This is a genomic window from Methylomonas sp. MgM2 (genome assembly GCF_054172045.1).
In genome coordinates this window covers 26,117-39,001 of sequence record NZ_JBSYXO010000039.1, presented here as the reverse complement: position 1 = coordinate 39,001, position 12,885 = coordinate 26,117, and the positions used below count along the sequence as shown (strand labels likewise).

Below are 12,885 nucleotides of genomic sequence, written 5' to 3'. Positions count from 1 at the left end.
GCTAGCAGACCACCCGGCGCTTCAAAAAATGGCGTCGAAACCGAAGGTATGGCGGCAAATTTCAACAGCCTGTTAATCCGCATTATTCGCTAAAGAAACAAAATAACACACTATGTTATTTGACCCAAAAATACCCGCGCGTGACATAGTTTTATTAAAAATATCAGATTATTCATACTATTTTATAAAAAATTCATCACTATACCTATGCTAAAAATAATTAAGATAATTACATTTAGCATATTGAACCAAAAAGTAATTTTATTTTAATCCGAACCATATTATATTAATTATAATATTATTGATTCATTATGTGGCACACTGCTTGCCTCGCCTTTTCTGGTCGACGTGTTAGATTGATCGCAATAGTAATTTCACACAATCGGCTATTTACATTGCCATCGAATACAGTTTTCAGCTGAATGTCGGAGCAATGAAAAATATATGACTGTTACCGAATATATAATATGAGGCTAAAAATAATGCGTAATATTTCAAAACTGTCCGTTCTTGCGGCTCTCGGCTTGACCAGCGGTGTCGCCGTGGCTCATTTAAACATTGCGGTTGAAGATGCCATTGCGGTAGGCGATGGGGCAAGAGAGTATAAAGAAGGAAGCAGCGCTTTCTTAGATGTCAACGTCTCCCACGATTGCACTAATGCCGAAGGGAAGCATTTTCCAACCGTAGGCGTAGCGCTATTACTCCCTAACGGAGCTACCGTACAGAATACCTATTCGGAAATAACCGAAGACGGCACCGTCCATGGCGCAAACGCCGTAATGGGTGTCAAGCAGCGCCTCAACCCGAACTTTGCAAAAAATATCGTCGTAAAAGGAAATGTAGACCCGTTTTACAATCACGGCGTGAATACCACCGATGCACGCGCGCTTAAATGGTTAAGAGGCCGCGTCGATAATGATCACTACGATAACCTTGAGTTTAAAACCAACTTTCCAAAAATTGATCCGGCAAGCTGTGTTTCCAAAATAAAAATATATTTTCCATCCGTGCAATATTGCAAAGCCGGCTATAAATCGGCATGGATAAATACCGGAGACAGCAAATTCGGCATGGGCGACGACAAAACACACGTTTACCATGATTATGCCGCATCGATTGATGTCGTCAGAACCTCGGACTTACCGGATACATGCGATGGCGACGGCGAAGTGGTCGAAGTAATGCCTACTGTCAATGAAATCAACATGTATCTCGATGACAAATCACATAGTCACGGCGATCATCACGATGATTAACCGATTGGACAGCTTGGTAATTTAACAACCGTTAATACGATGCTTCAATAAACTTTTAATCGTTATTTTGGTTTGATTATCGGACTAACGCTATTAAATGTTTATGGCCATTTTCGGTATTTGAAACGAACACGCGCTAGGGCGCAACGTCCTAGCCTATTCAATAGAACCGGCCTTTGACGGGCATCAATCCGCGGCGGGGCGGGCCGGATAGTTCTTAAGATACTGCAGCAAGGTCACTACCCTATTCTTGACGACTTGAGACCTATAGGCATTGCGCGACAATACCGACGACGAACCGAAATTCGCGATGGTCCAATTTTGATCGATAAAATCGAACTCGGCGTCTCGAAACTTCAACCATCGCCGCTGCGAATAGGTGAGATCTTTTTTATTGGTCCGGTCCAACTGCTCTTTCAAGCGCATGTAAGCCTCGTTCAATGAAAGATCTAAAAAGTTTCTATATTCGGTATAAGCCCGATTCATTTCAACTTGATTCTGCGCCTGTTGAATCGCAAGCTCAAATCGCGCGCTGCTAGCCTCGAAATCCGCCAGCCAATCCGGAGCATCCGGGTTGTCAATAGCGAAACAGACCGACATGCAGCCGAATGTTAACGCGGCAAATATCGCCCCCATGAAATTCGGTGTTTTGACTCGCATAAGGTCACCACTTTTGGTAAATGCCTTTGGAATAAACGTTCCATTCGCACGCGCGCCGATTTTCCAAACCCTTCATCACACGGCCTTGCGACTTGTTCCAGGCTTTCCAGGCCTCTTCAAGATTCCGATAAGCGGTTTGTGCTGTCGGATTGTTAATCAGCCGAACGACGGAAGAACTCGAAAAATTGCCGGAACCGATATTAAACGCCAACATGACCAAGGCGTCGAACTGCTGTTGCTGCAAGCCGACTTGTATATATTTCCGCACATCTTCGACAAAGGGTTCCAAGTCTTTCTCGAACAAATCGTTAGCCTGATCCGTTGTGATTCCGTTTTTAAAGGCTTCCCATTCGGCTTTGCTAATCAGATGACCTACCCCTATCGTCGCTCCCATGGTCCACTCGGATATTGGCAATCCCGACTGATCATCATAGGGCTCCAACCGGCATTCCTCGATCTCCTTGAGTAGGTTGAAACCCGGGTCGCTGAGAGATAATTTATCGTGGGTGGTCGACATAAAGAACCTCGAAAACTAGTTGTGATGAATTTACACGCGAGTACGCCTATTATTTATCCAGTCTATAGACAGAATCACGATAAACTCGACGCAATAAATCGATCGGACTTTTCGTCCTGTCAGTTGAAGTTTAATAGAAAACTTGTTTATACGCGAAGCGTAAACGGCTTTTTCCGGAAAATCGCAAGCTCGTTGCCGCCTCGGTTAATTCATCTATGCGGTTGCTTTTTCCTATGTAGCAGCCTCTTTGGATGATTGGTTATTGGGTTTCTCCTGATCGGGATTCAAATGCACCGTATGAACTCGGTTTCAAGACCCCTTCGATTAACCCGGCGTAATCGCACGAACGTTCAATTTTCGTTCTTCCGATTACGTTTTCGCTAATCGGAGCTTGGGCTGATGCCCGGATATTCTCAGCTAATGTGATCCCGAAAAACGGATGTAATCGTTACCGTGATTTATATTATCGGGCCGCTACACCTATTGATTCAAGGTTAGGTATGGCCGACAATCGGAATCATTATAAACACCTGGGTACGCTAAACTTCTACCGGCTAATCCATCTGTTCCCTTAGGTCCGGAAAAATCTTCAAGTCCTTTAAAATTCATTCGACCCGACAGCAGGCATTTTCATGACACGATTAAGCGATTATTTTGACTACCGAACCGATGCGGACGGAACGCGTTACATGCAGGTTTCCATTAAAGGCATCGGTATACTGAGGTTGCCTGCCGTCAATAAAGGGTCTGCATTTACCAAAGAAGAGCGAATAATGTTGGGTTTGGAAGGCTTATTACCGCCACGCGTCACGAACATCGACGGACAAGTCGACCGGCTTTACGTTAACTATCAAAGGCTTCAGGACAACTTAGCCCGATATCAGTTCCTGCGCGCGGCCCAAGAACGCAACGAGGTGCTCTTTTACGCCTTGCTGGAAAGGCATATGAGCGAAATGATGCCCATCATCTATACGCCGACTATCGGGATGGCCGTTCAGCAATTCAGTACCTTGTACACCACGGCGAGGGGCTTAACGCTATCTGCCGAAAATATAGATCATGCCGATCAAATACTCGAAGACTATCCCTGGCACGATATCCGTTTGATGGTCGTGACCGATTCCTCCGCCATTCTCGGAATAGGCGATCAAGGCATGGGCGGCTTGGCTATCTGCATAGGCAAACTGGCGCTTTATACCGCGGGCGGCGGCTTGTGCCCATTCCAAACCATGCCGGTCAACCTGGACGTTGGCACCAATAGCGACGTCTTGCTGAACGACCCGCTGTATCTGGGCATTTCAATGAAACGCCTGCATGGCGAGCCCTATTTTGCGCTGGTCGACAAGTTTGTCGCCGCGGTTGGAAAGAAGTGGCCCAAAGCGATCATCCAATGGGAGGATTTCGCGAAGAATGTCGCCTTCGACGTATTGGCCCGTTATCGCGACCAGGTTCCCTGTTTCAACGACGACATACAAGGAACCGGAGCGGTCGCTCTAGCCGGTCTGATTTCCGCTTGCAAGCTCAAAGGCGAAACACTGATCGATCAAACGGTTGTGGTCGCCGGGGCCGGGGCCGGGGGAATCGGCGTCGCGACGGCGATCAAGACCGGCATGATTAACGCGGGTCTCAGCGAGGAACAGGCGCAACGGCGGATCTACGTTATCGACGGACGCGGCCTGGTAGTCGATGGCTATACCCGCGACGCTTACAAGCTGCCATTGGCTCAATCGCCCGATGTCTACAGCGGCTGGGGCATCGGACCGGACCGGGTCCCCACCTTGTTGGAAGTGGTCAAACACACGAAACCCGGCGTGTTATTGGGGCTTTCCGGCGTAGCCGGTTTATTCGACGAAACCGTCATAAAGGCCGTGGCGACGGAGCACCAACGCCCCATCATCTTCCCGCTATCGAATCCAACCGACAATTGCGAAGCGTTGCCGGCCGATATTTTGCAGTGGACGGAAGGACGCGCCATCGTTGCGACCGGCAGTCCGTTCGACGATGTCGACCATGCCGGCAAGCGCTACCCGATCGGCCAGGGTAACAATGCGTTTATCTTTCCCGGTCTCGGTTTCGCGGCGGTACTGGGCGAATGTTCTCATATCAGCGACACCATGGTCGCCGAAGCGGCATATGCGTTGGCCGATTATGTGGCCGAACATTATCTCGATAGCGGCATGATCTATCCGCCGGTGACCGATTTAAAGGCGGTCAGCGCTTTGGTGGCTACTCGTGTGTTGGAAAAAGCCGTTCAAGAAGGCCACGTCAATGCGAAAAACCTCCCCGCGCAGCATTTGGAACGATTCGTCAAAGCCAATTTTTGGGAAGCCAAACATCTGCCTTACCAATACAGTCCCGAGAATTAACAAGCCGATGCGTCGCAGAGCGTCGTGTCCGCATTGGAAACAAACGGACGAAACTCTGATGATATCGGCGCACTTGGGCCGACACGGGATGATTTCCGGAATCACTTTCCGCGCCTAAAAGAGAGGTCCGAATCGACCTCTCGGACTCGCTCGCGATGGAGGATGTCGTAGCGCTCAGGTAGAAGCGCGTTTTCAGCGATCATGCTGGCAACGCTATCGATGAAAAACCAGTTCAGTGAAATTTACGACTCCCGCGACAAGCAGTAAATAGCGATTCACTATTATATTGACAAAGCCGGCAAAACCTCATAAAACATTGCGGGATTTCTTTGAAATCACCCGCCTCTATCAACCGATAGGAGATACAATGATGAAAAAAACACTTTCACTGGTTATTGCCGGGCTTATTTGCAGCGGTTCGATTGCCGCCGTTGCCGGCGACGACGCCGTGCCGTATCCGGAGGGTTACCGCAACTGGCTGCATGTCAAGAGCATGCTGATCGAACCCGGCCACGCACTGGAAAACCCGTTTCAGGGTTTGCATCACGTGTACGCCAACAAACAAGCCGAGCAAGGCTTGAAAAACGGTAAATACGCCGATGGCTCGATACTGGTTTTCGACCTATTGCAATATGAAGAAAAAGACAAGACCATACAGGAAGGGGAGCGCAAACTAATCGGCGTCATGCTCAAAGACGCCAAGAAATACGCCGCAACCGGCGGCTGGGGCTTTGAAGGCTTTGCCGGTAACAGCAAAACCGAACGCCTGACCAACGACGGTGGAAAGTCGTGTTTCGGTTGTCACGAACCGCAAAAACAGAGCGATTACGTTTATTCGAAATATCGCGAATAAGCTTAAACGTATGGATGGGTTAACAGACACAGCCCATCCATACCTTTTCGAATAGATGAAATCGCTACGCAATGCATCCGAATAAATTTCGTAAACCAATATCTTCGATAAGCGCAATTCACGCCCGGTTAATCAAGCTGTACTCTCCCGCCTAGACGTTGTCGCCGGACTTTTTCAGATGAGGAAACCACATGAACAAAGCAATCGTCATCGGCAGTCTCAACATGGATATCGTCGCATTCGTGAAAGAACAGCCGAAAGTCGGCGAGACCGTGTTCGGACGGGACCTTAAATACTTTCCGGGCGGCAAGGGTTCAAATCAAGCCGTTGCATGCAGGCGCTTGGGGTGCGAGACGCTGATGATAGGCCGTGTCGGCAACGATGCCTTCGGCGAGCAATTACTCGCTTTTCAAAAGCAAGAAGGCATTAATACCGACAATGTACGGCTATTGACCGATCATTCGACCGGTACGGCGTTGATCACCGTATCGAACAATTCGGAAAATGCGATTGTCGTCATCCCGGGGGCCAATGCGGTGTGGGATGACGAGTTTCTGGACCATTTAGCCGTCGAAACGGGCGATGTCGTGTTGGCTCAGTTCGAGATTCCGGATGAGGTCATACTGAAGACATTCAAAAAAGCCAAGCATGGCGGTGCCGCGACCCTGCTTAATCCGTCGCCGGTCAGGCCGATATTGCCGGACATAAGTACCTTAACCGATTTATTGGTCGTAAACGGGATTGAGCTGGCGTCTTTGTCCGGCGTAACTATTGATGTCGACGACGACGAATCCGTTTTCGACGCCGCCCTGCAACTGAAAAGCCGCGGTTACCGAACAGTCATCGTAACCTTGGGCGACAAAGGCATACGCCTGTTACAAGACGGGACCACGCATCGAGTGGCCGCGCGCACCGTTAGCGCGCTCGATACAACCGGTGCAGGCGATACTTTCATCGGAGGCCTTGCGGCAGGCATTTTGTCGGGTTTGAATTTGCTCCGCGCGATAGAATTGGGCAATGTCGCCGCATCTTTAAGCGTCACTCGTCTAGGCGCCGCATCGTCTATTCCCACCCTCAAAGAAGTCACTGAGATTTTGAACGGTTGATGCGGTCTGAGTATCGCAATTTTCCTTTCTAAATCAAACTATCGATCTATAAGACATGAAAAACATTTTAATCACGGGTAGTAACTCGGCTGTCGGCATCGCAATCGCAAAGGAACTCGCAAGGCAACCGGTTAACCTGGCCCTACACTATTATTCCAATCAGCAAAAAGCCGACAAACTCAAAGCCTGGCTCGACGAAAAAAGCGTCGGCCATCATTTTTTCCAATCCGACTTGACCGAGCCTGAACAAGCCGAACAATTAGTGCGCAACACCTTACAACTGTTCGGCTCTATCGATGCGCTGATCAACATCGTGGGGCCTTATGTACATCAAGACATTCTAGAGCTTACGCCCCGGGCATGGATCAGCGACATTAACCTGAACCTGCACACTTGCTTCCATACCAGCCATTACGCATTGAATGCACTGCGTAATAGCCAAGGACACATTATCAACTTCGCCTTTGCCGGTGTGGAAAATACCAAGGCTTGGCCTATGTCGACGGGCTACTGTGCGGCGAAAAGCGGCGTCGTGGCATTGAGCAAGAGTTTGGCGGCCGCCTTGGCTGCGGAGAAGGTCAAAGTCAACGTGATTTGTCCGGGCTTGGTGGACGATGACGACATAGACGCGGAAGACCGTCGGCATATGGCCAGTCAAATTCCCTTCGGCCGGCCGGTACGGCCGGATGAAATTGGCCGTACCGTAAGCTGGCTAATCTGGGACAGCCCGGAAACGATGACCGGCGCGTTGATTAGCGTTGCCGGCGGCTGGGAATATTAACCTCCATAGAAAAACCGCGTACGTCGCGCGCCGGAAGATTTCGGTCATAGGCAAAATTAACCGCCGGGCACTTGACTGTATTTCGTGCACCTGCGGCTGACGGGCCCGGACAAACGCGCGGCGGCGGCAAACATTCGCGGCCGGTTTTGATCCTAGCCGGAATAGCGGCCGGATGAATCGACAAGCACGTGTTTGTTTCAAATCGGCTTCAAATTCTACCGGGCTTTGAAAACCGTTGGTTTTCGACTGTCTACCATTCGCACCGGCGATCATCCTAATGCCTGATCGCGGTTAGGCACTTCGTTTCCGTTTTCTGATTCCGGATTGCACAACCGCCGTCATGAAGGCTAGTGAATGCGTTTATAAAATGCGTCTATAATGAAACGCGGTCGAATGCTTCATAAACGCTGGCGTCCAGTTAGGACGCCTTTCGGCTATGGATATCGTCCAAAATAACTTCCCGATATGGCAATAGTCACTGGGGGCGTACCGAGTGAGGATGTCGGCAGCAAGGACGCTGCCGTCAAGCCCCATGGAAGGGTTCACGGCGTTCCTCATTCGGTATGCCCCAGGGTTCGCACCGGCAAAACGGAAAGTTGTTTTTGGCCAAATCCTATGGACTCCTTCCTTCACGGAAAGTAACCATGCATTCCGCAAAATGGCGGAGGTGAAATCATGAGTGACTTCTTGTTCGGTCTGTTAATCCGCTTTCCGGGGATAATAGGATTTATTTCCCGAATCACCTGGATCCGGCGATTGATCAGCGATTTCTACATCAATAAGATCGCTTATTCCGCGCCGCCGAGGCCGCGTCCGTTTTCCATGGCCTCATCCTACACGACATGGCAATCCTTAACGGATAGGACTTTTACCGGGCGGCACCTGCCCGAAGCCGAGCCTGACGAAAACCTGCCCAGCGCGGACAAGGTGGTCGATTTGTGGCGCCGGCAGGAGAATAAAGAAATACCCTCGGACAACACCAGTCTATTGTTCGCTTTCTTCGCGCAATGGTTCACCGATAGTTTTCTGAGGACCAATCTGCTCGATCGCCGCAAAAACACTTCCAATCACGAAATCGACCTTTGCCAAATTTATGGTCTGCGCGAAGAGCTAACCGACATTCTGCGCCTGAAGGAAGGCGGCAAGTTGAAGTATCAGATCATCGACGGCGAAGTTTACCCGCCCTATTTGTTCAATGTCGAGAAAACCACGCGCAAGAACTGGGTGTTCGCCGAGCCGGCATTCGAGAATCTGCACCCGCGTTATGCCTTGGAATTTATCTTCGCCGATGTGCCGGAAGAGCGCCTGAAACGCATGTTCGCTGTCGGCTTGGAACATGGCAATTCGGCAATCGGTTATTCGATCTTGAACACCATCATGCTGCGCGAACACAACCGGATATGCGATTTGCTGACGGCCGCCTACCCGGAATGGGACGACGAACGCTTGTTCCAAACCGCCAGAAACACGATGATAGTCCTGCTGATAAAAGTGGTGTTACGAGACTACATCAGACAGTTTTCCGGCATCGGCTTTACGCTGGATCCGACGCCCGGCATGGCGGAAAAACAGAAGTGGTACCGCACTAATTGGATCGCGTTGGAATTCAACCTGCTCTACCGCTGGCACTCCTTGGTGCCTGAATATTTTGCCGTTGGCGATCAGCGCTACGAGCTGGACGAATTTCGCAGTAATCCGCCCTTGGTGACCGAATACGGCCTTGGCCCTCTGATCACGGCGGCGTCCAAACAAAAAGCCGGGCGTATCGGCCTCTACAACACCCATCGCTTCTTCTTCGAGCCGTTTCCGCTCGGCAATGACCGGCGCAGCGTGATGGAACGCACCGTCGACATGGCGCGCCAGGCCAAGCTCCGCTCTTTCAACGACTATCGGGAAGCCTTCAGCATGCCCCGTTTGAATAGTTTCGAAGAGTTGACCGACGATCCGGCGCTGCAACAGGAATTGAAACAACTTTATAACGGCGACATCGACGCCTTGGAGTGGCATGTCGGCATATTTGCGGAGAAAGCGGACGCCAGTTTCATGTTAGGACGTTTGATGGCCAGAATGGTTGGGTATGACGCATTCACGCACGCGCTGACCAATCCGCTGATGTCTGTCCACATCCAGAACGAAAACACATTCTCCAACGTCGGGCTTTCGGTCATCGACGCAACCGGCAGCCTCGCCGATATCGTTAAACGCAACGTGAAAGATCCCGACAACGTCATTGCCAGCTTTCAATATATCGAGTGACTTGGATGTCGCCGTGGCCCGGGTCGAACCGCAGTAGAGTGATGCCGGCCGCGTACGACGTGAATCGCTTATCGTTGCCGGGCGAAAAACCGACCAACAAGGGGGAGGTATGAAAAACAAACTGCCACATCAAGAAGAAAACATAGCGAACCGGGAAAAACGCCGTGTTTACCTGGAGCGTATGCAAGCCATCTACGAATATACCTATGAATATGCCGATACCATCGCGGTGCTGCGTAAGTTATCTTGGCGGGAAATACCGGGATTTTGGTACTTGTATCGATTGGTCGCGAATCTGGCGCAATTGATCCCCAGCCTGCCGAGCCTGGCATATCAATTCCTGCGCCATTTGTTCGGCCTGCCGCTGCGAAATTACCGCGACTATATTTTTTATCCGTTTAGCCCGCCGCCCAACCAAACCCTGATCGACCGTTTTCAAGACGATCTGCAATTCGGACTGCAACGCGTCGTCGGCGTCAATCCGGTCGCGCTGCGGGCGGTATCCAACCGCCAACCGCTACCGGAAGCGCTGCCGAAGAAGGAAATTCAACGAATTTTTGCGGAGCAGGTTGACGAAATAAACTATACGGCCGCCGTCAAGCAAAAACGTCTTTACCTGCTTGACTACGCGGTTTTGCAAGTGCTGCAGCAGAACCCGGGAAGCATAGACGGGGGCCGTAAGCAATACATCACGACGCCGACCGTGGTACTTTTCCAGCAAGCCGACGGCATGCTGCGGCCGATCGCGATTCAGCTTTACCAAGACGGCAGGCCGGACAATCCGGTGTATTCCCCCAACGACGGCGAACTTTGGCTGGCGGCCAAAACATTCGCGCAAATTGCCGACGGCAACCACCACATCCTGTACACCCACGCGACCCGCATCCATTACGTCATGGAAGCGATCATCATGGCGTCCCACCGGCAATTATACCGTTCCCACCCGCTGTATGTGCTGTTGCGACCGCATTTGCAATACACCTTGATCGTCAACCACCAACATACTTTCCTGCGAGACCGGAAAGGCCGGCCGGGCCGCTTCGGCGAATTGTTCGCCGGCGACTACGACGCCACGACCCAATGCATGGCCGAAGGCATGACCAGCTTCAATTTCGCCGACACGGCCTTTCCGAACGACATCGCTAGGCGTGAGGTCGATAATCCGGAACTGTTTTACCCGTTTCGAGACGACGGCATGTTGCTATGGAACGCGATTCAAACCTTTGCGACTGACTACGTCGATCTCTATTATCGAACCGATGCGGATGTATCCGGCGACCATGAATTACAAGCCTGGGCGAACGACATCACGGCTCAGGACCGCGGCAGGATACCGGGTTTCCCCAATAGTTTTCGCTCCAAGCAAGAATTGGCTTCGACCCTGGGCCACTTTATCTTCCTGTGCACGGCCTATCATTCCTGCATACACTTCAAGCAATATGAATACGCGGGCTTCGTTCCGAACATGCCGTATGCGGCTTACATCCCGCCGCCCGACGGAAAAGCGGCGTCATGGACCGAAGCGGATTTGTTCAAAATCCAACCGGCTTTTCGCGCGGCCCTGTCTCAGACCTGGACATTTTTTCAGACCAATTTTCGCGTCAACCGGATTGGCCGGTACGACCTGAACCGCTTCGACCCCGAAGCCCACGCGGTCATCGAACGGTTCCAGAGCGAGTTGGAACGGATAGAAACACAAATCGATCAGGCAAACGCCAGCCGGCCTGTTCCCTACGATCGCCTTAAGCCCAGTGAAATCCCGAACGGTGTTACGGTCTGAGCGAGAGAACGCCGGCGTTTGAACGGCCGGGAGTGGAATCTTATCGACGCCCTTTTCCTGATATCTGGAGTTTCGCGGGGCCGGTTACTGACGGTTTGGCCGCCGCCCGCGCGACCAATTGTGGATACCGCCGGCAAATTCGGTTTTCAGGCTTGCCCTACTCTCAATGCAATCGCCTTGTCTGGAAACGTGGGAACACCGTCCGCATCGAACATGACCCGCGGCGCCATGAATGCCGGCGACTGATTTGCCCACACTATCCTGGCATCGCGGTCCCCGCCGTTATGTGCTGACGCGGGATAAAGTTGCCTGTCATTTTTTAAAATCGATCGCAGCGAACAATGGAATTTGTTTCGCTGGTGGTTTCGGCCCAGACTGTGTAAAAACGTAAAAATCCAAAGGTCGGTGGAAAACTCAATCGATTTATTCCTATTTTTTTATGGTCAAGTGGAAATTTTTATTTCATTCGCTGAGGAAATTACGACCTAAGTGGGGCAAATTTTTATTTTTGTATTTCGTTTTGAGTTTTTACACAGCCTCGGCCAATAGCTGACCGATGCGTTTTTGCATTTAGTGGCAACAGCAGAATGGATACCTGTCTTTCAGTTTAGCTATATATGCTTGAATGTAAAACTCGCCCCTCAATTTTCTCTGGTTGCTTGATTAGCTCGCGGCGACTAGTCAATGCTGGAAAAATCGAAGGGGGAGATGTTAATCGCTATGAACCTGTGACCGTTTATTCCATTCACTACAAAGCTTTCTAAACGAACGACTACGGTCAAATGCTAGCTGTAAGTCTATTTGCGCGGAAAATGCCGGTTGGTCAGTGGTTTCGCCATACGAGCGGTTGACCATGCACGCGTTGATCCAGCCCTTGGCATCGCGAGGTCGTTCAGGATCGACAGGGTTTGTCGGATCATAATTGAAACCTCGGCTTCCCTGCAGCGATTCGGCGGCTGCGATAAACCAAGCTTCGTACTCTCTATTTGCCAACACAACGGAAATTTTACGGTGTGGGGCGATACGCTGGGCGCGCGCCAAAATCTCTCGACCAAGTTCGGCGGGGCAGTCATCGTCCGCATCGAATAGGATTAATATCCAGCCTTCGTCACCGCATTTGTTGGCGGCAAGGCCTAGGTGGCGGCGAAATTCGTCTTCCTTGTTGAGAAATCGGTCTCTGCGGACACGAATCGGATAACCTACATCGACATATACGTCCGGGGTTAACCACTCGTTGAGTCGCCTTAACAGGATTGGTAAAGCGATTACTTCGCCATCACCCTCCACAATCGCAGTCACATTGAGCACGT

10 protein-coding genes are annotated in these 12,885 nt (G+C 50.9%); 7 read left to right on the top strand and 3 right to left on the bottom strand.

Translation table 11 applies throughout. The features are described 5' to 3' along the window. Positions 1-482: 482 nt before the first annotated feature. Positions 483-1,256, top strand: a complete 774-nt coding sequence (locus ACW73I_RS19935; RefSeq protein WP_458031237.1) for a hypothetical protein — start codon at positions 483-485, stop codon at positions 1,254-1,256. A gap of 186 nt (positions 1,257-1,442) precedes the next feature. On the opposite strand, the gene ACW73I_RS19930 is transcribed toward ACW73I_RS19935, so the two are convergent. Together ACW73I_RS19930 and ACW73I_RS19925 are read right to left on the bottom strand one after the other, a co-directional pair. Beyond that, positions 1,443-1,916, bottom strand: coding sequence for a lysozyme inhibitor LprI family protein (locus ACW73I_RS19930; RefSeq protein ID WP_458031236.1), 474 nt, complete (start codon positions 1,914-1,916; stop codon positions 1,443-1,445). A 4-nt stretch (positions 1,917-1,920) separates the two neighbouring features. Further along, on the bottom strand, positions 1,921-2,433 hold the full coding sequence (locus tag ACW73I_RS19925; RefSeq protein WP_458031235.1) for a lysozyme: 513 nt from the start codon (positions 2,431-2,433) through the stop codon (positions 1,921-1,923). Positions 2,434-3,065: 632 nt separating this feature from the next. On the opposite strand from ACW73I_RS19925, the gene ACW73I_RS19920 reads away from it, so the two are divergent. The 6 genes from ACW73I_RS19920 to ACW73I_RS19895 all read left to right on the top strand — a co-directional run bounded on the left by ACW73I_RS19920 (position 3,066) and on the right by ACW73I_RS19895 (position 11,575). Further along, the gene (locus ACW73I_RS19920; protein ID WP_458031234.1) at positions 3,066-4,799 is read left to right on the top strand and encodes an NAD-dependent malic enzyme; all 1,734 of its coding nucleotides are present in this window, start codon (positions 3,066-3,068) and stop codon (positions 4,797-4,799) included. A gap of 367 nt (positions 4,800-5,166) precedes the next feature. Next, complete coding sequence (locus ACW73I_RS19915; protein WP_458031233.1) at positions 5,167-5,652, top strand: cytochrome P460 family protein; 486 nt, start codon at positions 5,167-5,169, stop codon at positions 5,650-5,652. Between the two features lie 191 nt (positions 5,653-5,843). Further along, entirely contained in the window at positions 5,844-6,758 is a 915-nt protein-coding gene (gene rbsK / locus ACW73I_RS19910; protein ID WP_458031232.1) for a ribokinase, read from the top strand. 55 nt (positions 6,759-6,813) lie between these two features. Beyond that, positions 6,814-7,539 (top strand): SDR family NAD(P)-dependent oxidoreductase, encoded by a 726-nt coding sequence (locus ACW73I_RS19905; protein ID WP_458031231.1) that lies wholly within the window; start codon positions 6,814-6,816, stop codon positions 7,537-7,539. Between the two features lie 675 nt (positions 7,540-8,214). Continuing rightward, positions 8,215-9,795: a peroxidase family protein gene (locus ACW73I_RS19900; RefSeq protein ID WP_458031229.1), complete on the top strand. Its 1,581-nt coding sequence runs from the start codon at positions 8,215-8,217 to the stop codon at positions 9,793-9,795. Positions 9,796-9,904: 109 nt separating this feature from the next. Beyond that, a complete protein-coding gene (locus ACW73I_RS19895) occupies positions 9,905-11,575 on the top strand; it encodes a lipoxygenase family protein (RefSeq protein ID WP_458031227.1) in 1,671 nt (556 codons plus the stop codon). 711 nt (positions 11,576-12,286) lie between these two features. Here ACW73I_RS19895 and ACW73I_RS19890 read toward each other — a convergent pair. Next, positions 12,287-12,883 carry a DUF4276 family protein gene (locus ACW73I_RS19890; protein ID WP_458031226.1) on the bottom strand — a complete coding sequence of 199 codons (597 nt, stop codon included), beginning with the start codon at positions 12,881-12,883 and terminating at the stop codon, positions 12,287-12,289. Positions 12,884-12,885 lie beyond the last annotated feature (2 nt).